The 22,674-nt window shown below is 73.0% G+C and carries 19 protein-coding genes; 10 read left to right on the plus strand and 9 right to left on the minus strand.

The window, feature by feature from the left end; genetic code table 11:
- Positions 1 to 78: 78 nt before the first annotated feature.
- The 4 genes from Asi03nite_RS01085 (at position 79) to Asi03nite_RS01100 (ending at position 6,466) form a co-directional block, all read left to right on the plus strand.
- Complete coding sequence (locus tag Asi03nite_RS01085; RefSeq protein ID WP_203676320.1) at positions 79 to 813, plus strand: GAF domain-containing protein; 735 nt, start codon at positions 79 to 81, stop codon at positions 811 to 813.
- Positions 814 to 886: 73 nt separating this feature from the next.
- Positions 887 to 2,974, plus strand: coding sequence for a methyl-accepting chemotaxis protein (locus Asi03nite_RS01090; RefSeq protein WP_203676321.1), 2,088 nt, complete (start codon positions 887 to 889; stop codon positions 2,972 to 2,974).
- Positions 2,975 to 3,156: 182 nt separating this feature from the next.
- Complete coding sequence (locus tag Asi03nite_RS01095) at positions 3,157 to 4,500, plus strand: hypothetical protein (RefSeq protein WP_239102261.1); 1,344 nt, start codon at positions 3,157 to 3,159, stop codon at positions 4,498 to 4,500.
- 22 nt (positions 4,501 to 4,522) lie between these two features.
- On the plus strand, positions 4,523 to 6,466 hold the full coding sequence (locus Asi03nite_RS01100; protein WP_239102262.1) for a hybrid sensor histidine kinase/response regulator: 1,944 nt from the start codon (positions 4,523 to 4,525) through the stop codon (positions 6,464 to 6,466).
- A 57-nt stretch (positions 6,467 to 6,523) separates the two neighbouring features.
- Here the strand turns inward: Asi03nite_RS01100 and Asi03nite_RS01105 are convergent, their stop codons facing one another.
- Positions 6,524 to 9,745 carry a LamG-like jellyroll fold domain-containing protein gene (locus tag Asi03nite_RS01105; RefSeq protein WP_203676322.1) on the minus strand — a complete coding sequence of 1,074 codons (3,222 nt, stop codon included), beginning with the start codon at positions 9,743 to 9,745 and terminating at the stop codon, positions 6,524 to 6,526.
- Positions 9,746 to 10,006: 261 nt separating this feature from the next.
- On the opposite strand from Asi03nite_RS01105, the gene Asi03nite_RS01110 reads away from it, so the two are divergent.
- Positions 10,007 to 11,194, plus strand: coding sequence for a methyl-accepting chemotaxis protein (locus Asi03nite_RS01110; protein ID WP_203676323.1), 1,188 nt, complete (start codon positions 10,007 to 10,009; stop codon positions 11,192 to 11,194).
- 507 nt (positions 11,195 to 11,701) lie between these two features.
- Here Asi03nite_RS01110 and Asi03nite_RS01115 read toward each other — a convergent pair.
- Entirely contained in the window at positions 11,702 to 12,004 is a 303-nt protein-coding gene (locus Asi03nite_RS01115; protein WP_203676325.1) for a PadR family transcriptional regulator, read from the minus strand.
- A gap of 292 nt (positions 12,005 to 12,296) precedes the next feature.
- Here Asi03nite_RS01115 and Asi03nite_RS01120 point away from each other — a divergent pair, with 292 nt between their 5' ends.
- Positions 12,297 to 13,073 (plus strand): inositol monophosphatase family protein, encoded by a 777-nt coding sequence (locus Asi03nite_RS01120; protein ID WP_203676329.1) that lies wholly within the window; start codon positions 12,297 to 12,299, stop codon positions 13,071 to 13,073.
- A gap of 5 nt (positions 13,074 to 13,078) precedes the next feature.
- On the opposite strand, the gene Asi03nite_RS01125 is transcribed toward Asi03nite_RS01120, so the two are convergent.
- The 3 genes from Asi03nite_RS01125 to Asi03nite_RS01135 form a co-directional block, all read right to left on the minus strand.
- A complete protein-coding gene (locus Asi03nite_RS01125) occupies positions 13,079 to 13,582 on the minus strand; it encodes a putative immunity protein (RefSeq protein WP_203676330.1) in 504 nt (167 codons plus the stop codon).
- Positions 13,579 to 14,133: a putative immunity protein gene (locus Asi03nite_RS01130; protein ID WP_239102265.1), complete on the minus strand. Its 555-nt coding sequence runs from the start codon at positions 14,131 to 14,133 to the stop codon at positions 13,579 to 13,581. Before Asi03nite_RS01130 ends, Asi03nite_RS01125 begins: the two co-directional genes overlap by 4 nt.
- Positions 14,134 to 14,284: 151 nt before the next feature.
- Positions 14,285 to 14,461 (minus strand): amino acid permease C-terminal domain-containing protein, encoded by a 177-nt coding sequence (locus Asi03nite_RS01135; RefSeq protein WP_275409293.1) that lies wholly within the window; start codon positions 14,459 to 14,461, stop codon positions 14,285 to 14,287.
- 90 nt (positions 14,462 to 14,551) lie between these two features.
- Between Asi03nite_RS01135 and Asi03nite_RS01140 the strand changes: the two genes are divergently transcribed.
- Both Asi03nite_RS01140 and Asi03nite_RS01145 read left to right on the plus strand, forming a co-directional pair.
- Complete coding sequence (locus Asi03nite_RS01140; protein WP_203676333.1) at positions 14,552 to 15,259, plus strand: VIT1/CCC1 transporter family protein; 708 nt, start codon at positions 14,552 to 14,554, stop codon at positions 15,257 to 15,259.
- Between the two features lie 101 nt (positions 15,260 to 15,360).
- Positions 15,361 to 16,041 (plus strand): GAF domain-containing protein, encoded by a 681-nt coding sequence (locus Asi03nite_RS01145; RefSeq protein WP_203676335.1) that lies wholly within the window; start codon positions 15,361 to 15,363, stop codon positions 16,039 to 16,041.
- Here Asi03nite_RS01145 and Asi03nite_RS01150 read toward each other — a convergent pair.
- Both Asi03nite_RS01150 and Asi03nite_RS38370 read right to left on the minus strand, forming a co-directional pair.
- The gene (locus tag Asi03nite_RS01150; RefSeq protein ID WP_203676337.1) at positions 16,025 to 16,330 is read right to left on the minus strand and encodes a hypothetical protein; all 306 of its coding nucleotides are present in this window, start codon (positions 16,328 to 16,330) and stop codon (positions 16,025 to 16,027) included. The genes Asi03nite_RS01145 and Asi03nite_RS01150 overlap by 17 nt on opposite strands.
- 279 nt (positions 16,331 to 16,609) lie before the next feature.
- Complete coding sequence (locus Asi03nite_RS38370; protein ID WP_203676339.1) at positions 16,610 to 17,503, minus strand: universal stress protein; 894 nt, start codon at positions 17,501 to 17,503, stop codon at positions 16,610 to 16,612.
- Positions 17,504 to 17,750: 247 nt separating this feature from the next.
- Between Asi03nite_RS38370 and Asi03nite_RS38375 the strand changes: the two genes are divergently transcribed.
- Positions 17,751 to 17,885: a hypothetical protein gene (locus tag Asi03nite_RS38375; protein ID WP_275409295.1), complete on the plus strand. Its 135-nt coding sequence runs from the start codon at positions 17,751 to 17,753 to the stop codon at positions 17,883 to 17,885.
- A 53-nt stretch (positions 17,886 to 17,938) separates the two neighbouring features.
- Complete coding sequence (locus Asi03nite_RS01160) at positions 17,939 to 19,975, plus strand: amylo-alpha-1,6-glucosidase (protein WP_239102288.1); 2,037 nt, start codon at positions 17,939 to 17,941, stop codon at positions 19,973 to 19,975.
- A gap of 144 nt (positions 19,976 to 20,119) precedes the next feature.
- On the opposite strand, the gene Asi03nite_RS01165 is transcribed toward Asi03nite_RS01160, so the two are convergent.
- Positions 20,120 to 20,542: an Hsp20/alpha crystallin family protein gene (locus Asi03nite_RS01165; RefSeq protein ID WP_203676342.1), complete on the minus strand. Its 423-nt coding sequence runs from the start codon at positions 20,540 to 20,542 to the stop codon at positions 20,120 to 20,122.
- A gap of 212 nt (positions 20,543 to 20,754) precedes the next feature.
- Positions 20,755 to 22,479 (minus strand): GAF domain-containing sensor histidine kinase, encoded by a 1,725-nt coding sequence (locus Asi03nite_RS01170; RefSeq protein WP_239102269.1) that lies wholly within the window; start codon positions 22,477 to 22,479, stop codon positions 20,755 to 20,757.
- Between the last annotated feature and the right edge of the window lie 195 nt (positions 22,480 to 22,674).

The following is a 22,674-nucleotide window of genomic DNA, read 5'->3' on the forward strand; positions in this document are numbered from 1 at the left end:
ACCTGTTCCGGCCGGTGTGAAAGCCGGCAGCGGGGGGATCCGACAGGCTGGGCCCGACGGGGCGGCAGGGAAGATGTCATGGCAGAAGCGCGGGAAGCGGACGTACGACCGCGGAAGCGGCCGCTGGCGGACGCCATCGTGACCTTGGCGGAGACGCCCGACCACGTCGCCGGCATCGACGCCCGGTTCAAGCAGATCGCCCGCCTCGCCGCGGACCGGGTGGGCGCCGCCGACTACGCCTCGGTGACCACCCTGCGCGGGCGGGAGTACACCATTGTCGCCGCCAGCAGCGAGGTGGCCATCGCCGTCGACGAGGCACAGATCAGCGACCGGGTCGGTCCGTCCCTGCAGGCCCTCGACACCGGCGAGCCGGTCGGCGTGCCGGATGTCGCGGCGACCATGGACTGGCCCGGCTTCCACGCGCTGGCGCCCACCCTGGGGCTGCAGGCGTCGGTGTCGGTCCCGCTGCACATGGGCCGGGGAGCGCCGGGCGCCGTGCTCAACCTGTACGGCCGCGACGACGTCGCGATGCAGCCGCTGATCTTCGGGGTGGCCCAGTTGTACGCCGTCCGCCACGAGCTGACGATCGGGACCACACCGGCGGCGCCCGCCGACCCCGGCGCCGAGGAGCTGCTCGGCGGGTACGCGGAAGCGCTTGCCGTGCGGGCCACCATCCAGCTGGCGATCACCCTGCTCGCCGCCGGGCGCGGCAGCTCGCCGGGCGACGCCTACGCCCACCTGTGCCTGCGGGCGGCGGCCGCCGGGACGCTGCTGGGCGAAGCCGCGACCACCGTGGTCGAGCAGCATCTGTGAGAAACCGCGGCGCACCGGCGGCCACGCGGGTGCTCAGTCCGGCCGGTTCTCCGCCGATGCGCAGGACGTGAAGATGAGTCATCGTTTGTTGGCGCTGGGTACCGGAGGCGTGGTGAGCACCGCCGTCGTGCTCGTCGCGGTCGGCTCCTGGCAGAGCGACGCCTTCGCCGACCACACCGAGGCCAAGGTCGTCGCCCAGAACACCGAGAACCTGAACCGGATCACCGCCGACGTCACCACGCTGGTGCACTCGGTCGGCGACCAGGTGCAGGGCGCCGTCAACCAGCAGATGACCGCCGCCGACACGTTCCTGGCCCAGCACGGCGGCGCCCGCCTCGCCGCGGCGACCACCCGGTGGACGGCCACCAACCAGGTCACCAAGGCGAAGAAGGCGGTCACCCTGCCGCGGATGGCCGTCGAGGGCGACTGGCTGGGCCGCGAGACCTCCTCCGCCCAGCGCTTCGTCGCGCAGACGAAGGATCTGGTCGGTGCTGAGATCACCGTCTTCCAGCGGATGAACGAGGCCGGCGACCTGCTGCGCGTCGACACCACGATCAAGGGCAACGTCGGCACGTACATCCCGGCCGTCGGCGCGGACGGCAAGCCCACCGCCGTGGTGAGCGCGATCGTGTCGGGCAAGGGTTACCGCGGCGTCGCCCAGGTGGTCGGCGTCCCGTACATCACCGGCTACGACCCGATCAAGGACGCGTCCGGGAAGGTGATCGGCGCGCTGTTCACCGGCGTGCCGCAGTCCACCGCGCTGGCCGGCCTGACGTCGGCGATCGCCACCGAGAAGGTCGGGGCGAACGGCTGGACCTCGGTCTACAGCACCGCCGCCGTGGACGCCGGCCGGGTGGTCGCCTCCAGCCTCGACGGGGAGACCGGACAGACCCGGCTGGACGCCACCGACGCGAACGGCGCCGAGTACGTCCGGCAGATCCTGGCCAAGGCGCCGAAACTCTCCGGCGACGACACCTGGCGGACCACGTACCAGCTGCCGGGCGCCTCGAACGGCACGACCGGCGCCACCACGACGACCGTCACCTACTACCAGCCGTACCAGTGGGCGATCGCCGTGGGCGGCTACGACGCCGACGCGCAGGGCGCGATCGAGGCGGTACGCACCGGCCGGCGCGACATGCTGTTCTCGTTCGTCCTGGCCGCGGTGCTGCTGGCGGTGGCCGGCGCCGTGCTGGCGGTGGTGCAGGCCCGCGTCATCGGGCGGCGGCTGCGCGGGCTGACCGACGCGATGAGCCGGCTGGCGCACCGCGATCTGACCGTCCAGGTGGACGTGCAGGGCTCCGACGAGATCGCGGTGGCCGCGCAGGGGCTGAACAGCGCCGTGACCGAACTGCGCGAGGTGGTGACCGAGGTGACCAGCGCGGCGCACGAGGTCTCGGCGTCGGCGCAGCAGGTGGCCGCGAACGGCGGTGCCCTCGCCAGCTCGGCGGACGCGGCGGCGAACCGGGCCGGGTCGGTCAACACGGCCGCCGAGGGCGTCTCCAGCGCGGTGCAGACCGTCGCGTCCGGCGCCGAGGAGATGGGCGCGTCGATCGCTGAGATCTCCAGCAACGCGCAGGACGCCGCGTCGGCCGGCCGCGACGGCGTTCAGCTGACCGCCGCGGCCGCGGGCGTCATCGCCGAGCTGCGCGGGTCGACCGCGGAGATCGCCGGCGTGGTCCGGCTGATCGCCGGCATCGCCGAGCAGACCAACCTGCTGGCGCTCAACGCCACGATCGAGGCGGCCCGGGCCGGCGACTCCGGCAAGGGCTTCGCCGTGGTCGCCGGCGAGGTCAAGGAACTGGCCCAGGAGACGGCGCGGGCGACCGACGACGTCACCGCGCGGGTCGCCGCGATCGAGGCCGACACCACTCGGGCGGTGGCCGCCATCGAAGCGATCACCGGCCGGATCGCGCAGGTCAACGACTACCAGACGGCGATCGCCGCGGCCGTGGAGGAGCAGGCCGCGACCACCGCCGAGATGGCCCGCAACATCGCCGAGGTGGCAGCCGGCAGCCGGGACATCGCCGAGGGCATCGGGGTGGTCAGTGGCGCGGTCGACGGCACCCGGCGGACGGTGGCCGCCTCGCACGAGGCGGCCGGTGAGCTGAACGCCACCGCGGGCCGCCTGACCGGGCTGGTGGGCCGCTTCACGGTCTGAGACCGGCGCCCTCACGGCGCCAGGACGCCGCGGTCGCCGGCCGGGTGGTCCACGCCCGGCCGGCGCCGAGCGCGGGTGGCGCGGCCAGCCAGCCGGGGGTCGCGAGAATGGTTGGTATTACGGCGCACCCCGGCAGTGACCGGCCGCCCTCAACGCCGTCGGGACCTTGCCGATGAGTTCGGATGAGACGTTGGGCGGAGGTGACGGCCCGCATGGTTCCGGACCAGGTCGGCGACTGGGTGCTGCACGATCTGCCCCGGCTCAACACCGCGATCCTGGACGGCCGGGCTCCACCCGGCCTGCTGGTCACCGAGGCGGACCAGCGCGTCCTGCGCCACCTGCCGGACCCGGGCCGGCTGGCGCCCGGGCCGGCGCGGCGGCTCGTGGTGCAGCTCGGGCTCCTCGGCGCCTCGGTCGCACGCCACTACCAGGAGCGGACCCCGGACGGCCGGCGGCATCCGGAACGCGCCTTCGAGCCGCTCCTCACCGGCGAGCAGCGGATACCCTTCCGGCGCTACTTCGCCGCCCTGGCCGGCCGGACCGGCACCGGCCACTACGGCCGGGACAGCTACGCGTCGCTGGTGCGGTGGAACGTCGGCACGGTCCGGGTGCGGCTGCGTGGCGAGGTGGTGGCCGAGCTGCCCGGTGTCTTTGACGACGGGCGCATCCGCAGCTACACCGGCACGCCGGGCGAGGAAAGCTTCTTCCTGCTGGTCAAACAGGGTGAGGCGATCGAGTCGGCGGTCAACCGCGAGCTGCTGCCCCTGACCGGCGCCGGGGCGGGGCCGCTCGGCGAGGAGGCGGGTCACCGGGTACGGCAGGCCACCGCGCTGCTCGACGGGCTGCGCCGCCTGCTCGTCGAGTTCGCCACGCGCCCGGCTGGGCAGACCATGACCGCCGAGGCGTTCATGGACGTCTTCCGCCAGTTCGCCGCGCACTGGGCACCGGACGACATCCCGCCCAGCGGGGCGCTGGATCCGGAGGCGCTGAAACGCGACTTCCTGCTCGGCATCGCCCTACCCGGCTACGACCAGCAGGCCAGGCGGCTGTTCCCGGCGCTGCTCGACCAGGAGCGCGCCGAGATCGGCGCGCTGATGGAGGCGCCGCCACTGCCGGACCGGCTGCTCGCCGACCTCGGGTCCGGAGACTCCGGCCTGGCGCTGCCCGCCGAGCAACTGCGGCGGCTCGTGGCCCGCCGGCCGGTCCTGGCCGACTGGTACCGGCTGCTCGCCATGCACGCCCAGGTCTCCGGGGCACACCTCATGCTGAGCAGGAAATTCCTGTTCAAGCCCCAGGAGCGGCGGGAGGCGGCCGGCCTCGGTGATCCCGGGGTGGTGTCGAACCGGACCGGCACGACAGGCATGACACAGACGCACCTGGAACGTCTCACCCGGGCCCGGCAACGGCACGCCCTGGCCGCGCTGCGCCCGGTGCTGATCGGGCGAAATCCGGAAACCGCAGGTCACCCGGGAGTACGTTGCCCACGGGAGGCGGCCGCACCGGTCACGGTGGAACTGGTCGGCTGACTGCGACAGAGCCGGGGGCGGGGTGGAGACCGAAATCGACGCCGAGGGCCGCCGGGGCATGCGCCGGCCGATGCCCGAACTCGGGCGCGACCAGTTGATGGCCCTGATCGACCACACCTCCGCGGTGATCTACATGCGCGGCGCCGACGGCCGGTACCTGCTGGTCAACAAGGAGTACGAGCGCCGATTCAAGCTGCGCCGCGAGGAGATCGTGGGGCTCACCGACCACGACCTATTCCCGCCGGAGGTGGCCGACGCGTTCCGGGACAACGACCTGCAGGCGCTGACCGGGGGTGTGCCGATCCAGATGGAGGAGCACGCGCCTGGCGACGACGGCGTGCGCACCTACCTGACCGTCAAGTTCCCGCTGACCGACGACGCGGGCCGCTCGTACGCGGTGGCCGGCATCTCCACCGACATCACCGAACACAGCCAGGCCGTGGCCGCCCTGCGGGACAGCGAGAAACGGTTCCGCCTGCTCACCGAGCAAGCTCAGGACATCATCTTCCGGTACCGGCTGGCCCCGGCCCCGGCGATGGAGTACCTGAGCCGGGCCGTGGAACCGATCACCGGATTCACCGCCGAGGACTTCTACGCCGACCCGGACCTGATCCGGGACCTGGTCGAGCCGGAGGACCTGCCGGTCTTCGAGAAGTCGTGGCAGGCGGCCTCGTCTCCGGCCACCGTCACGTACCGCCTGCGCCGCCGCGACGGCGAGGTGGTCTGGATCGAGCAGCGGGCCGGCCCGGCCACCGGCGGAACCGGCGAGCCGGTGGCCGTGGAGGGCATCCTGCGCGACGTCAGCGAGCGGATCGCCGCCGAGCGCCGGCGCGCCCAGCTGGAACAGCAACTGCGCCAGTCCGAGCGGCTGGACTCGCTCGGACAGCTCGCCGGTGGCATCGCCCACGACTTCAACAACATCCTCGCGGTGATCTCCGGCTACGCCGACATGCTGATCGACGAGCTCGGCGACAGCCATCCCGGGCAGCCGGACGCCGTGGGGATCAAGCAGGCCGCCGGCCGGGGCGCCGCGCTGACCCGCCAGCTGCTGCTGTTCAGCCGCTCCGAGCCGTCGAAGTCGGAGCTGCTCGATCTCAACGCGGTCGCCTCGGACATGCTGCGGCTGCTCGGCCGGACCCTGGGCGAGGACATCGAGCTGGGCACGGCGCTGACCCCTGGCCTGCCGCCGGTGGTGCTCGACCGCGGCAAGTTCGAGCAGGTCGTGATGAACGCGGTGCTCAACGCCCGGGCCGCGATGCCGTCCGGTGGCCGGCTGACCATCAGCACCGGCCTGGAACACGACGGCGGAGGCGCCGACCTGGTCTGCCTCGCGGTCACCGACACCGGCTGCGGGATGACGCCGGACGTCCTGGCCCGCGCCTTCGAGCCGTTCTTCACCACCAAGGGCCGGGGCAGCGGTACGGGGCTGGGCCTGGCCACCGCGTACGGCGTGATCACCGACGCGGGCGGCACCATCACCCTGGAGTCGGAGCCGGGTCGCGGTACCACCCTGCGGGTCCGCCTGCCCGCCGGCGCCGCGGCGGCCTCCGGCACCGGCCCGAGCGGCCCGGCCGGTTCCACCGGGCCCGGGGACGGCCGGCGGGTCCTGGTGGTCGAGGACGAGGCAGCGGTCCGCGACATCGTCTCCCGGCTGTTGATGAAGGCCGGCTACCAGGTCTTCTCGGCGCCCCACCCGGCCGAGGCGCTGCGTCTGTGCCGGGACGAGGCGCTCGCCTTCGACGTGCTGCTCACCGACGTCATCATGCCGGGCATGTCGGGCACCCAGCTGGCCGCGGAACTCCGGCGGGACCGCCCCGGGCTGCCGGTGCTGTTCATGTCGGGCTACACCAGCGGCCCGGCGCCCGGTGGTCAGGAGCTGCCCGCCGACGCGCCGCTGCTGCGCAAGCCGTTCGAGAGACAGGCCCTGCTCGACGAGGTGCACCGGCTGGTCACCGGGCGCACCTGAGCACCGGCGACGAGGCACTGGGCGGCGCGGGCTGGGCGGGCCCGCGCCGCCCCGGGCTCAGCGGGCCTCCGCCGCGTACAGCGAACCGATCTCCTCGTCGGTCAGCGCCCGGCCGAAGGCATGGACCTGATCGACGGCGCCGGACCAGTAGTCGGTCCGGTTGCCGGCATACTTGGCCCGGCCGACCGACAGCGGCCCGGTGCTGACCACGCCCGGCCCGGCCGTCGTGGTCGCGACCCGCTTGCCGTCCACGAACAGCCGGATCTCGCCGGTGGCGTGGTCACGGACACCCACCAGGTGGTACCACCGGTTCAGATCGGGGGTGACGGCCAGCCGGGCCCGGTTGCCGCCCGGCGTGCTGAACGCGAACGCGCCCTGCCCGTACTGCAGGTAGAACGGGTTCTCCACCCGGCGGCCGTCCTGGCTGACCGCTGTGGCGTAGTTGCCCGGCAGCTTGTCCAGGGTGACCCAGGCCGCGATCGTGTAGTCCTTCGTGGTGTCGACGACCGGCGCGGCGGTGTCCGCGTAGTCCCCGTCGCCGTCGAAGCGCAGCGCGGAGCCGGTCACCCCGGGCGTCCACGCGGTGTTCCCGGTCAGCGTCAGGTCGCTGCCGCCACCACTGTCCTTCGCCACCGTGCCGGCGCCCTCGTCCAGGCTCCAGTCGCCGTGACCCGGGAAGTCCGCGGGCGAGGTGGGATTCGCGCCGGCCGCGATGACCTTGCGGTTGACCGCCCGTACCGCCGCGGGGTCGACCTTGATCTCCCGCCGGTCGTACGTCCACAGGCCGTTCAGCTCGGTCTCCAGGTCGGTGATCTGGGTGTAGACCGAACCGGACAGCTCCGCGCCGGCAGCCTCCAGGTAGAACCGCTCGGTGTTGTCGACGTACTTGGCGGTGAGCGCGGCCTTGTCCGCGACGCCGCTGTAGATCACCGCGGGCGTGCCCGGCCACATGTGCCCGGGAGTGCGCAGGGTGAACCCGCCGTGCTCGCCGTCCATGGCGATCCGGGTCGCGTCCGGGTAGGCCGGGTCGGTGTTGTTGTAGTCGTGATGGTCGATGACGTCACCCTTGCCGGAGTCCCCCTTGGAGGCGCAGCAGTTGACGCCGCTGTGCGCGTTCACGATCCGGGACGGGTCGGCGGCCTTGACCTGCTCGGTGATCTGGCCGGTCGCGGTGCGGTCCCACTCGCCCCAGCCCTCGTTGAACACCACCCAGCCGATCACCGACGGGCTGTCGTGCAACTGGTCCATCATCTCCCGGCCCTGGTTGTACCAGGCCTGCTGCCCGGCCGTGCCGGTGATGTCGGCGGACACGAAGTCCTGCCAGACCAGCAGGCCGAGCTCGTCGGCGTGCCGGTACCAGCGGGCCGGTTCCACCTTGATGTGCTTGCGGACCGCGTTGAAGCCGAGCTTCTTCGTCTCCACCAGGTCGAACCTGAGCGCGGAGTCACTCGGCGCGGTGTAGAGACCGTCCGGGAAGAAGCCCTGATCCAGGGTGGCCAGGGAGAAGATCGGTTTTCCGTTCAGGACCAGCTTCGGGAAACCACCGACATCGCGTACGGCGACCGACCGCATCCCGAAGTAGCTGCCCACCGAGTCCCGGCCGAGTGTCACGTCCAGGTCGTACAGGTAGGGGTCGTCCGGGGTCCACAGATGCGGCCTGGCGATGGGCAGGCTCAGCTGCGTCCCCACGCCCCCGGACACCGTGCCCACCTTGCGGCCGGTGGAGTCCCGGGCCACCGCGGTGACCCTGGCGCCGGCCTTCGCGGACGCCGACGTGACGGTCACCTTCAGCGAGCTGGTCGCCAGGTCCGGCGTGGTGACGACGGCGTCGATCCCGGCGTCGGCGACCGGCTCCAGCCAGACCGTCTGCCAGATGCCCGACGACGGGGTGTAGACGATGCCGCCCGGGTTCAGCGACTGCTTGCCCTTCGGCTGGTCCGGCCCGGTCACGTCGGTGACCTCGACCAGGATCTCCTGCTGTCCACGACCGCGCAGCGCGTCCGTGATGTCCGCGGTGAACGCGGTGTAGCCGCCGGTGTGCTCGGTGACCAGGGTCCCGTTGACGTACACCTCGGCCTGGTAGTCCACGGCGCCGAAGTTGAGCTTGAGCCGCTGGCCGGAACCGATCCTCCAGCTCTTCGGCACGGTGACGAGCTTGCGGTAGAACATGTGCGACTCGCGGCGCTCGATGCCGGACAGCTGCGACTCGACCGGGAACGGCACGATGATCTGCTCGCCCAGCTTCCTGCCGAACACCGGCTGCTCGGCCGCGGTGGCGCCGGCGAACTCCCACGGGCCGTTCAGGTTCAGCCAGTCGTCGCGGACCAGCTGCGGGCGCGGATACTCCGGCAGCGGGTGCCGCTCGTCGAGCTTGTCGGCCCACGGGGTGGTCAGCCGGTGGCTGGAGCGGTTCGTCGCGGAGCGGACGATCTGTGGAACGGTCTCCCCGCCGACGGCCAGGCCGCCGTTGCCGTCGTAGCTGATCCGCACCTTCTGACCGGCCTGGATGGGCTGGGCGAGGGTGACGGTCAGCTTCGTGCCGCTCCTGGTGACCGACGAGACCGGCATCGGCGTGGTGTCGGCCTCGACGACCAGGTGCGCGGTGGTCTGGGCGACCGCGGTGACCGGCGCGTCGAAGGTCGCGGCCACCTTGCGGCCGTCCGCGCCGACCTCGAAGGACACCGGGAACACCGGGAAGTCGTCCGGCGGGGTGAAAGCGCTCTCCGGGACGATCTGCCTCGCGAGCCCGGCGGCCGACCAGCGCAGGAACAGGTTCGCGCCGCCCACGTCCTGGAACATCTCGACGCGCACGTCGTGGCTCTCGCCGGCGACCAGGTGCACCGGCGCGCTGGTCTGCTCCACGTCCCAGTCACCGACCCAGTGGTCGATCACCGGCTTCTCGTCCAGAGAGAACCGGAACCCGTTGTCGCCGATCATCGAGAACGTGTAGTCCCCGGTCGCCGGGGCGGTGAGCTTGCCGGTCCAGCGGGCGGTGGTGTGCTCGGTGCGTCCGAGGAACGACTGGAAGCTGCCGGTCAGATCGGACAGGTCGATGTTCGGGTCCAGCGAGACGCCGCCCAGCTGGGCGAAGTCGCGGGCGCCCGGGGCGGACATCCGGAAGTACTCACCCTTGAGGCCGTGCACGGTGACGGCGGCCTGTGCGCCAGCCCGCGCGGCCCGCGCCTCGGACGGCGCCGCCTGTGCCGCGGCCGGCACGACGAGGAGGGACAGGACCAACAGGACGGCCAGGAGCGGTGCTCTCCACGGCGATCGTGGCATCGAGTGTTTCCTTTCGACCGACGATGTAACACGTTCACATTGAGGCAGTTACATGTGTCATGTCAACGAAAAGAAACAGGAACAAACGCGTTCGTACGACCGGAAGCACGCTCGCGGGAGGCGAGAAGTCTGATGCTGCGGGGCTCGCAAACCAGGAACCGGCGCTGCCGCCAGCTCTTACGGTGGACCTGTTCCGTCGCTCTCCCGGGCGGCGTGCCTCTCGCCTCGCTCGCTCTGTCCGTGAAGGGTTGTGGTGACGCCATGTCGTCCCTCGGCAATCGCCTGAGCATGCGTTCGGGCCTGCTGCTGGCCGCGACGGCCGGCCTGCTCGTCGCCGTCGCCGTCGGCGTCATCGGCATCGTCCGGATGTCGGGCATCGCGGATCGGAAGGACAACGCGCCCTCGGTCGCGGCGGCCGCCGCGAGCGCCCGGACCGCCATCGTCGTGACGCTGCTCGCCGGCATCCTGCTGGTCGCTGGGTTGACCTCGCTGACGGCCCGGATGGTCGCCCGCCGGCTGGCCGCGCTGGAGGCGATGATGTCCGCGATGGCCGCCGGAGATCTGCGTCCCCGCCCGGCGGACAGCGGCGCGGACGAGATCGGCCGGATGTCCCGCTCGGCGGGCGCCGCTGTCGATCACCTGCGCACCGTGCTGCGGACCCTCGCGGAGGCCAGCTCCGGGCTGGCCCGCCGGTCCGAGGACATGCAGGCGGCCAGCCGCAACCTGTCCGACGGCGTGGAGCGGATCTCCAGCCGGGTCACCTGGATCGACCAGGCCGCCGGGGCGGTGACGGCTGGCGTGCAGGCGGTCGCCGGCGGCGCGCAGCAGATGGGCGCGGCGATCCGGGAGATCGCGGTCAGTGCCGGCCAGGCGGCCGAGGTGGCGTCCAGCGCGGTCGGCGCCGCCGCTGACGCGGAAATCCTGATGACCAAACTCGACGCCTCCTCCGCGGAGGTCGACAGCGTGGTGAAGACGGTCACCGCGATCGCCGAGCAGACCAACCTGCTGGCGCTCAACGCCACCATCGAGGCGGTCGGCGCCGGCGAGCCGGGCAAGGGCTTCGCCGTGGTGGCCTCGGAGGTAAGAGACCTGGCCCAGGAGACCGCGCGGGCCATCGAGGACATCTCCCGAAGGGTCGAGGCGATCCAGCGCGACGCCAAGGAGGCGGTCGGGTCGATCGCCGGCATCGGGCAGATCGTCGGCGACATCACCGACCTCCAGAACACCATCGCCTCGGCCGTGGAGCAGCAGAGCGCCACCACCCGGGGGATGACCGACGACCTGGAGCGAGCCGCCGACGGCACCTCGGACATCAGCACCCAGCTCGCCGAGGTCGTGCACGTCACGTCGAGCACCCAGGACGCCGTGGACGCCAGCGAGACCGCCGCCACCGACCTGTCCCGGATATCGGCCCAGCTCCAGGACATCATCGGCACGTTGCGCTACTGACAGGACACCCATACCGCGGCGGTGATCGGTGGGCGGCCCTGCCCGCCGGTCGCTGAACTCGAGCCGGCGCCGGTCCGGTCCTGGCGATCAGGGTTGGTCGCCAGGACCGCTCCAGCACCATCCGATCTCCACACCCTCGCCCGTGTCGCACCCGTCAACACATGCGCGTCGCTGTTCGCTCGTCCACTGCCCTTACCACTCGGCTACGGCCGGATCGCGGTAGAGCGCCAGCAGGTCATCCGCATGCTGTGCGCCAACAGGCTCCAGGCGGAGGCGGTCCGTCGTGCGGACACCGACGTCTGACATTGCCCTATCTCACTGCGCGACGGCTGATGCCGCATCCTCTTTTGCCGCGGACAGCGCCCGCTCCCCGAAGATCTGACAACCGTCGGTGGGGGCGCCTTTCCCGTACCAGACGTCGTGGACCGCCCGCAGACCGTCGTCCCCCGCTTCTGTCCCCGAGCATCTCGTCCCGCGGGTACAGCCGTACCAACAGGTGGTGGCCTCTCATGCCGGCCTCGCCCGCAGCACGACCCGGGCGGCCTCGGCCATCCGGACCGCCTCGGCCCGCAGCGCCTGGCGTCCCTCCGGGGTGAGCGCGTAGTGCCGCCGGGCCCGGCCGTTGACGACCTCGTCGCGGACCACCTCGATCAGGTGCTCCCGGGCCAGCCGGTCGAGCGCCTGGTAGAGCGTGCCGGTGGCGAGCGTGACGCGTTGCCGGGACAGCTCGGCCACGCGCGCCATGATCGCGTAACCGTGGCGGGGCTTGTCCTGGAGCGCGGCCAGGATGAAGTACGTCGGCTCCCTCACGGTTCCACTATATACAACTGAACTACCTATCACGGCGTCCCGCCACCGTCACCTCTCGGCCGACCTGTCCCGTCCGGAGCGTCGGAAGTGCCCGATCGCACTGGCGGAGATCCGCTCCGGGTCGACGGTCGGGCGCGGTCGTAGCGGATGGTGGTGCGCGGGTCGGCGCGGCGGGCGACGATCTGGACGTCGCGGAGGCGGACGCGGGCGTCGAGCACGGTGGTCGCCCGGCGTTCAGGCGGGGTCCGGACGCGCGGCGACCTCCATCGCCGATCGGCTAGCCTGGCCGGTGATGAACCGAGATCTCCTCGCGGCCCGCGACCTCGTCGCCGGCCTGGCCGAGCGCGCCGGGCGGCTGCAGCTGGAACGCCGCGACACCCTGCGGGTCGGCGCCCCCAAGGCGCACGTCAACGACGTCGTCTCGGACGTGGACATCGCCAGCGAACGCCTCATCGTCGACGCGATCGGCGCGGCCTGGCCGGACGACGCGGTGCAGGCCGAGGAGGGTCACGGCCACGCCGGCGCCAGCGGGTGGACCTGGGTCGTCGACCCGTTGGACGGCACCCGCAACTACATCAGCCGGACCGGGCCGTGGTCGGTGTGCATCGCGCTGTACCACCAGGACCGGGCCCGGATGGCGGTCGTGCACGAGCCGGTGGCCGGGGAGACGTTCAGCGCGGTCGACGGCGGTGGCGCGCTGCTCAACGGCGAGCCGTTGGCGGTGACCGGCGGGCCGTCACTGGAACGGGCGCTGGTGGGGGTCAGTTTCCAGCCGAACCCGGCGACCAAGGCCCGTGCCGGCCGGGTGATCCGCGAGCTGCTGCCGCTGGTCGGCGACATCCGGCGGGTGCCGGCGGCGCTGAACCTGGTGTACCAGGCGGCCGGGCGCCTCGACGGCGGGCTGGCCTTGGACACGAACCTGTGGGACATCGCGGCCGGCGCTCTCGTCGCCCGGGAGGCCGGAGTTGTCCTCGGCGGGCACGGCCCGGACTTCTCCACCGAGCTCACCATCGGCGCCGCGCCGCTGCTCTGGCCGGCGCTGTCCGAGCAGGTCCGCGCGACCGCCTGAGCAGGTCAGCAGTCGAACACCGACCAGCAGATGTCGTTGCGCAGCCGCTGGTCGTCGAGGACCAGCTCGCGGATCGGCGCGGGCAGCCGGTCGCGCTGCCACCGGCACTCCAGGCGCCCGGCGGCCTCGCCGCCGCCCGCCCGAGCCGCCTTGATCGCGTACGCAGCGGCGCCGAGCTCGTGCGCGGCGACGTGGGCGACGACCGCGGCCTGCCCGGCGGCGTAGGCGGCGAACCGGGCCGCGCCGCGCAGGTCCCGGGCCGCGCCCATGGCATGGCCCCCGGCCGCGCGCGCCCGCATCATCCCGACCTCGCCCCGGGTCCAGGCCCGGGCCTGCTCGATCGCGTGCCGCGGCCGCGGGTCGCCGGGCCGCACCGATGCGAACAGGCCGAGGACGTGCTCGGCACATGCGGCGGCCCAGAGCGCGAGCAGGTGGTGATCGTCGTCGGTGAGCGTCCCGCCCCGGCGGATGGTCACGAAGCGGGGATCACGAACCCCGGGCAGGATCATCGCGCCGTACCAGGGCAGGCGGCGGTCCCACGCAGCGAACCGTCGAGTGTGCTCATCAATCGAGCGACCCGCCCGCCCCCGCCCGGCGCCGGCGGATAGCGGCGGAGCACGCCGACGAGCACCGGAGTCGCGCGCCGCCGCGACCGGTCCAGCAGCGCCTCCCCGGCCGCGGGGTCGCCGCCGGCCTGGATCTCCCCGACCCGCGCGGCGCTCGCGGCGGCCCGCAGGATGTGGCCGACCTGGGTGGCCCGGGCGATGGGGTGCAGGTAGGCGGCCGACGCGGCGTCACCGGCCGCTCGCGCGGCCAGGCGCGCGGCTTCGCCCGGCGCGGCGCGGGCGGCCCGATGCGCGTCGAGCGAGGTGACGCGCTGCAGGTTCGTCCGCCTCGCCCCGTCGACGAACGCCCGGGCCGCGGCGATCGCGGCCCGGGGGCGTGGATCGTCCGGCACGGCGTGCTCGAAGACCGGCAGCACGTCCTCGGCGTGCTGGGCCGCGTAGTGCGCCACGGCGCGCAGCTCGTCCATGGTCAGGTGGAAATCCCCGGGTGCCATGCCCATGAATCGTATCGCTGAAATCTCGGTGGAGACTTTCGTCGTCGAACAGCAGAAGAGTGCCGTACAACCCTCAATCCCCGCGCGGACCGACGGGCGGTCGGCCGGCTTTCGCCGGCATTGCCCGGCCCGGCGCGGTGGTCGCGTACCGCTAACTGCCGGTTTCGATCGTCTCCTGGCGCGCCAGGCGGTTGTTGCGGCGGCCGTATCCGAGATAGACCGCCAGGCCGACCGCCATCCAGGCGAGGAAGCGCAGCCAGGTCTCGACCGACAGGTTGGTCATCAGGTAGAGGCAGGCCAACGCAGACAGCACGGGCAGCGTCGGCAATCCGGACGCCTGGGTCGAATCGGCTCACCCGGGCCACCGGGATGATTAACCCCGGGCGGTGTCGTTGGAATGGTCGAGACGGAGGAACAGATGATCACGCACCCGGGTGAACCGCACGACACCGCCCTGAGCGGCCGGCTGAACTGGCTGCGCGCCGGGGTGCTCGGCGCGAACGACGGCATCATCTCCACCGCGGGCCTGGTGATCGGCGTGGCCGCGGCGACCGCCTCGGCCGCCCCGGTGCTGACCGCCGGCATCGCCGGCCTGGTCTCCGGGGCGGTGTCGATGGCGCTGGGCGAGTACGTGTCGGTGAGCAGCCAGCGTGACACCGAGCGGGCTCTGCTGGAGAAGGAGCGCGGCGAGCTGGCCCAGTTCCCCGATCAGGAGCTGGAGGAGCTGGTCAAGCTGTACGAGGCCAAGGGGCTCAGCCCGGCGACCGCTCGGCAGGTGGCCCGGGAGCTGACCGAGAGGGACGCCTTCACCGCGCACGCGGACATCGAGCTGCACCTGGACCCGGAGGCGCTGACCAACCCGTGGCAGGCGGCCGGCGCCTCGGCTGTCGCGTTCACCACCGGCTCGCTGCTGCCGCTGGCGGCGATCGTGCTGTCCCCGCCGGGGATCCGGATCCCTGTCACGTTCCTGGTGGTCGTGCTCGCGCTGGCGGTGACGGGCGGGCTGAGCGCCTGGCTGGGAGGCGCCCGGCGCCGGCGCGCGGCGGTGCGGCTGGTGGCCGGCGGGTCGCTCGCGATGGCCGTCACGTTCGGCGTCGGCGAGCTGGTGGGGGCAGCCGTCGGATGACTGCCGGCCGAGCCCGGTGACTACGTCCGACCATCCGCGCACAGGCGCCGGATCGCACCGTTCCGGGCACCGGTCCGGTCGCCGGGGTGTAGACCCGAGGTGTGGGCACCGAGCTCGGCACCAGAGATCCCACACGGCAGCCGATCAACCGCCTCGTCCAGGCGGTCGCCGACACCACCGACTCCCCGATGGCGATGGCCTACCTGGTCGTCGGCAGCGCCCTGCGGGTGATCGCCTGCCGCGGCCTGGATCCGATCGCCGTCGGTGACCAGCTGTCGCTGGACGGGTCGCTGTCCGGCGTGGTGGTCCATACCGGGCTGCCGCTGATCATCAACGACGTCGGCGCCGACGTCGGTCTCGCCGGCCGGGACCTGGTACGCAGCCACGACCTCAAGGCGTACGCCGGATTCCCGGTCCGGGACGAGGGTGGCGCGGTGATCGCGGTCCTGGCGGTCGCGGCGCATCAGCCGCGGCACTGGACGGTCCGGCAGTTGCGCTGCCTCGACGACGACGCGCAGATGCTGGCGGACGTGCTCTCCTGCGGCGTCCGGCAGACCCGGGCGCGGGCCGGCGCCGCGAGCGCGACCCGCGACCTCGTCGACCTGCTCGCGGTGATCGGCAGCTACGCCGAACTCGCCCTGGGTGTGCTCAACGGGCCGGCGCCCAGCCGCTCCGAGATCAGCGCCGCCCGCGACGATCTCGAACAGATCATCCGCGCCGCCGAGCAGGCCGCCCGCCTGGCGCGGCGCCATCCGCCGGCCGGCCTCACGGACCCGCGCTGAAATCACCCTTCTCCGGCGCCGCGAGCGGGTACTCCTCGTCGTCGCGGGCGGCCAGCAGTTCCAGGGTGTGGCGGTACCGCTGGACGGTGATCTCGCCGTGGAGCAACTGGGCGGCCATCGCGCCCTCCAGGGTGGTCGGCGGCTGCGCCGCGGAATCCGGGCCGGGACGGTCGGGTTCCGCGCCGGACGCCTCCTGCGCCGGCTCGGTGTCGGGCCAGACGGCGACGATCACGCTGACCAGCAGCACCGCGGTGAACAGCAGCAGCGCGAGCATGGCTACCACCTCCATGGTGTCCACCCTGCTCCGGCGGCGCCCCGAGGGGCAGGGACGAAAGTCCCGGACACCCCCCTCTTCCTGGAGTCCGGTGCGGCACCGCCGCCGGATGCGGGCCGATCGGCCCTGCCCGGTACGCCCGGATCATCCGATCGTGGAGGGTGAGCGGAAGGGAGAAACGCGATGATCACGCGACCGCGGCTGTCGCAGCGCGGTCGGCTACCTCGTACCAGTACCACCCCAGCCACTGAAGCGGCCATCCCCGCCGAACCCGGCGGTCCGGCCGTCGCGCCCTCACCCGACCAGGAAGACCGGGCAGTGCGCGTGGTGCAGCAACGCCCGGCTCACCGGTCCCAGCCTCGTCCGTCCCGGCGCACGCCCCACCACGATCGCCGCGGCGTGCGCCGACGCGGAGACCAGTTCCTCGGCCGGGTTGCCGGCCACCGTCCGGTTCCGCACCCGGACCGCCCCGACCAGCTCGGTCCGGTCCGGCGTCTCCCCCGGCTGCGCGGCGACCCGCAGCTGCACCACGTCGCAGCCCCGGACACCGGCCTCCCGCACGGCGAACTCGGCCGCCCGGCGGGACGCCGCCGATCCCTCCACGCCGGCCACCAGGGGCCGGGCCGCCAGCTCCGGACCGGGGGGCCAGCCCGCCTCGCGCACCACCAGGACCGGGCCGGGATGCCGGGCCGCGACCCGGTCGGCCACACTGCGGCCCAGCACACCGCGGGCGGCGCCGTGCCGGTGCCCCACCACGAGCAGGTCGGTGGCGGCGGCCTCGGCGAGCAACACCTCCACCGCGCCAGCCCCGGCCGTGACACGCCCGGAGACCGGCACCTCGGGGGCGAACTCGTGCACCCGGCCGGTGAGCCGCCGCAGCAGCCGGTCGTCGCGGGCCGGGACGCCCGCGTGCACGATCAGCAGGGCGGCCCCACTCAGCTCGGCCTCGATCGCCGCCAGGTCGGTCACGACGTGGCTGTTGGGCAGGTCGTCCACCCCGACGACCACGGTCCCCGCCGGTGGGGCCGGGGCCGGCGGGACGTGCGGTGCGGGCGGGGCGTACGGATCCGCGTACGAGAAGGAGCCGAGGTAGCGGTTGATCACCTCACCGTAGGCATTGGTCCGGTCCGATCCGCCGGCCCGGTGCCGGGCCTGCTGTTGTGCTCGGTAGTTGCCGAGGTCGCTCATGGCTGCCTCCCGACCTCATCGGTGCTCTGCGCGCCGGGACCGACCGGCGCTCCCTCCTTCCATGTCAGCGCGAAAGTGCCGGCGCGCACAGTGCGATTGGTCCTGTCCTTCCCGCAGCGGCCGCAACTCGTCGCGGGCCGGCTCCCGCGACCAGGGCGCGAGGTCCCGCCCCTGGTTCCGGGGCCTTCTGGCACGCCTTCCGGCACACGCGAGGTGTCGCCTGCCCGGATGCGGCAGCATGATGCCGATGACGCACCGCGCCCCGGGCACCGGCATCGAGCCGGTGGCGATCCGCCGCCACCGGCGGGCCGGCCGGATCGGCCGCAACGGGATCTCACAGCACGCCGCCGCCTTGCCGCCCCAGTCGGCCGGTGCGGCATGACGGGTCCGCGCGACGCGGGCGAGCCGGCGCCCGTGGGCCAGACTGTCACGTTGGTGGAGGGGTCGACGTTCTGTCTGTCCGACGCGGCCGGCGATGTCGATCCGGGTAACCGGCACGGCTTGTTCGTCCGGGACGCGCGGGTGCTGTCGCGGTGGCTGCTGCGGCTGGACGGGCACCGGCCGCAGCCGCTGAGCGTCCTGGCGCCGGACGCGTACGCGGCCCGGTTCGTCCTGCGACGTCCGCCACCGGCCGGGTCGGCCGACAGCACGGTGCTGCTCACCCGGGAACGCCTGGTCGGTGACGGCCTGCGCGAGACGGTGCAGGTGGAGAATCTCGGCCGCGAGCCCACCACCTGTGTCCTGTCCCTCGTCGTGGAGGCGGATTTCGCCGATCTGTTCGCGGTCAAGGACGGCCGCGCCGCCGGCAGCGGCGCGGGAACCGTCGTCAACGGTGCGGAATTGCGGTTCACAGCCCGCGCCGACGGTGGCCGCCGGCTGCGGGTCACCGTCTCCGGCGATCCGGTGGTCACCCCGGGCGGATTCAGCTGGCGGATCGTCGTACCGGCCCGCGGCGAGTGGAGCACCGAGATCGTCGCCGAACCGATGGCGGCGGGCCGTTGGATCAACCCCGGGTTCGAACGCGGCCAGCGCGTCGACCACAGTGCGGCCGCCCGCAAGCTCCAGGCGTGGCGGCAGGCGAACACCCGCGTCGACGCCACCGACCCGGCCCTGGCGGCGGTGCTGCGCCGCACCGAGACCGATCTCGGAGCGCTGCGGATCGCGGGCCCGCGCAGCGGTCTTCCGGTCGTCGCGGCGGGTGCGCCGTGGTTCATGACCCTGTTCGGCCGCGACAGCCTGCTCACCGCCTGGTCGGTGCTCCCGCTCGGCCTCGATCTCGCCCTGGGCACGTTGCAGGCGCTGGCCGCGACCCAGGGCCGCACCACGAACCCGGTGACCGAGGAGCAGCCGGGGCGCATCCTGCACGAGTTGCGGCTCGGCCCGGACAGCGACCGCGTCCTGGGCGGCAGCCACTACTACGGCAGCGTGGACGCCACACCGTTGTTCGTGATGCTGCTCGCCGAGGCGTGGCGGTGGGGCGCCGACGAGGCCACGATCCGGCGATTGCTGCCCGCCGCCGACGCCGCTCTGGAGTGGCTCGACGGGTACGGCGACCGTGACGGTGACGGCTTCGTGGAGTATCAGCGCGCCACCGATCGCGGCCTGGCCCACCAGGGCTGGAAGGACAGTTCCGGCGCGATCGCGTTCGCCGACGGCACGCCGGCGCGTACGCCCATCGCGTTGTGCGAGGTGCAGGCGTACGCGTACGCGGCCTGGCGGGCCCGCGCAGATCTGGCGCAGGCGTTCGGCGACGACCGGCGGGCCGACCAGTGCCGGCGCCGGGCGGCCGGGCTGCGCGCCGCGTTCACCGACCGGTTCTGGCTGCCCGACCGTGGCTGGTACGCCCTCGCCCTGGATGGCGCGAAGGCTCCGGTCGACGCGCTGACCAGCAACCCGGGTCACGCGTTGTGGACCGGCATCGTGCCGGACGAGCACGCGGAGCGTCTGGTGCGGCGGTTGTCCGGGCCCGACCTGGACACCGGGTACGGCCTGCGCACCATGTCCGCGAGGATGGGCGCGTACAACCCGATGAGCTACCACAACGGCTCGGTCTGGCCGCACGACACCGCGATCGTGGTCGCGGGCCTGCTGCGCTACCGGCACGTTCCCGGCGCGGTGCTCCTCGCCCACCGGCTGATCGACGGCCTGCTGGAGGCCGCGACCGCGTTCGGCGGGCGGCTGCCCGAGCTGTTCTGCGGCTTCGACCGCGCCCGGTTCAGTCCCCCGGTGCCCTATCCGACCTCGTGCTCACCACAGGCGTGGGCCGCCGCGGCGCCGCTGCTGCTGCTGCGCGCGGCGCTCGGGTTCGAGCCCGACGTGCCAGCGAGGAGGTTGCGGGTGACGCCGCGGCTGCCGCGCCGGTGGGGCCGGCTGCGTCTGACCGGGTTGCGGCTGGGTCCGGCGACGGTGCGGGTGACCGCCGAGGGCGACCGTGCCGAGGTCGAGGGCCTTCCGGCCGGCTGGAAGCACTGACCCCGAGGGCGGTGATCGGCGCGGCGGAAGGCCCTGGCGCGGTCTGGTCCCGGTCCGGCACCCGGCCGGGGTGCCGGACCACTTCGGAGGTGACCACGAACGGGGTCACCCCCTGCCGGCGGATCGGGGCCGTCGACGGTGCGCTCAGCCCTTGATCTGCTTGCGGCCGCCGTTCGCGGAGATGGCGATCCGGCGGGGCTTGGCCTTGTCGGACACCGGGATCTTGAGAGTCAGCACGCCGCCGTCGTAGCTCGCAACGAGGTTCTCGGTGTCGAGGGTGTCGCCGAGGAACAGCTGGCGGCTGAACACGCCCATCGGCCGTTCGCTGATCACCACCTCGGCGCCGTCCCTGGTGTGACGCCGGCGCTCGGCTTTGACCTGCAGCACGTTACGTTCGACGGTGACGTCGATCGAGCCGGGATCGACGCCGGGCAGGTCGAAGTACACGTAGAAGGTGTCACCGTCGCGTTCGGCATCGACGTGCATCACCGCGGGCCGGCTGCTGGTGCCGGTGAACTGCTCGAACACGCGGTCGAGGTCACGGAACGGGTCGGTACGCAGAAGCATGGCCATCTCCTCCTCGGTGCTCCTTCACCAGAGCGGGTTCCGTCCCGGGGATCTCCCAGGAGTTGAGCGCCCTTGACTCAACTTTCTTCTACCAATACAACGACCACATGCCTTCGTCAAGTCCGCCTCGAGGATCCTCTGAGGCGCACCGCGGCGAGCAGCCCGACCTCAGTGACGTGTCAACCCCGCGCGGGGCCCCCGGGACGGCCGGATCAGCCGGTGAGCGGCACTCGCCAGGTCACCAGCGTGCCGACGCCGTGCGGGCCCGGACCGATGCCGAAGCTGCCGCCGAGATCCTCGGCCCGCCGGCGCAGGTTCATCAAGCCGCCGCGGGCCCGGGCCGGATCGGCGCCGATGCCGTCGTCCTCGACGCGGACCATGACCTCGCCGGCGTGGGCGGCGACCGAGACCCGCACGCTGGTCGCCTCGGCGTGCCTGGCGGCGTTGGCCAATGCCTCCCGCAGCACCGCCAGCACCTCGGGCACGATCTCGTCCGGGACGGCGCTGTCCACCGGCCCGCAGGTGTCCAGAGCCGGCCGGAAGCCGAGGTTTCCGGCCGCCGTGTCGACCAGGTCGCGGATCTCGCGGCGCAACGACGTGCCGACCGGGGTGCGCAGCTCGAAGATCGAGCGCCGGATGTCGCGGATGGTGTCGTCCAGGTCGTCCACCGCGGCACTGATCCGCTTGGCCGCGTCCGGATGGGCGACGTGCTGCACCGTGGCCTGCAGCTGCATGCCGGTGGCGAACAACCGCTGGATGACCACGTCGTGCAGGTCGCGGGCGATCCGCTCGCGGTCCTCGAACACCGCCAGCTGCCGGCGCTCCTCCTGTGCACGCACCCGCTCCAGGGCCAGCGCGGCCTGCCCGGCGAAGGTGGACAGCAGCACGGCGTCCTCGTCCCCGGCGACCTGCCCGGCGGGCTGGGTCACGATCAGCACCCCGTGCAGCGCGTCGGCCCCGGTCAGGGGCGCGGCCAGGGCCGGCCGGGCCGGCACCTCCCCGGGCCAGTCGGCGGCGGCGCGCAAGTTCTCCACGACCTGGTAACGCTCCTGCCCGAAGGCCGCGGGGGCCGCCCGGTCCACCGGCACCAGCTGGCCGGCCAGCCCGGCGAAGGCGGCGTCGGCACCGTCGGCCACCTCGATGGTGTACCGATCGGCCGCCTCGTCGGAGAGCAGTACCAGGACCAGCTCGGCGGCGGACACCTCGCGGGCGCGGCGCGCGATCAGGCGCAGCGCCTCGGTACGTTGCACCGTGCCCAGCAGCACGCTGGTGATCTCGGCGGTCGCGGCCAGCCAGCGCTCCCGCCGCCGGGCCAGCTCGTAGAGGTTGGCGTTGTCCACGGCGATGCCGGCGGCCGCGGCCAGGGCGACCACGATCTCCTCGTCGTCGTCGGTGAACTCGGCGGCGCCGCGCTTCTCGGCCAGATAGAGGTTGCCGAAGATCTGCTCGCGGGTCCGGACCGGGACACCGAGGAAGCTGTGCATCGGCGGGTGATGCGGCGGGAAGCCGTACGAGTCCGGGTGCCCGCGGATGTCCGGCAGGCGGACCGGCTTGGGATCGCTGATCAGCAGCCCGAGCACCCCGCGGCCGCGCGGCAGGTCGCCGATCCGGGCGTGCCCGGCCGGGTCGATGCCGTGAGTGATGAAGTCCGACAGACTGCCGTGGTCGGGCGCCAGCACGCCGAGAGCGCCGTACCGTGCGCCGGCCAGAGCGCACGCCGCCTGCACGATCCGCTGCAGCGTGCTGCGCAGGTCGAGGTCGGTGCCGATGCCGACGACCGCGTCGAGCAGGGCGCGCAGGCGCTCGCGGCTCGCGACGACGTCACCGACCCGGTCGAGCATCTCCTGCAGCAGCTCGTCCAGCCGGATCCTGGACAGTGGAGACAGACCCAGGGACAGCGGTTCCGGTCGTTTGCCGTCGGCCGTCTGCTCGACCATATCGGTGAGCCTAATGACCACCGCCGGGTCACGTAATCGGTTCCCGATGTGGATCATCGCCCGCGCCGCGGCACGCCCCAGGCCGCCGCCCCGCGGGGACAGCACATCTGTCTGTCCTTTGTGAAGGCCTGTCCTATCGGGTGTCCGAGCCGGTCACCGCCGCGCGGCCCGCCTCCAGCCGGGCGACCGGCACCC

It is taken from the genome of Actinoplanes siamensis (assembly GCF_016862395.1).
Classification (GTDB): domain Bacteria; phylum Actinomycetota; class Actinomycetes; order Mycobacteriales; family Micromonosporaceae; genus Actinoplanes; species Actinoplanes siamensis.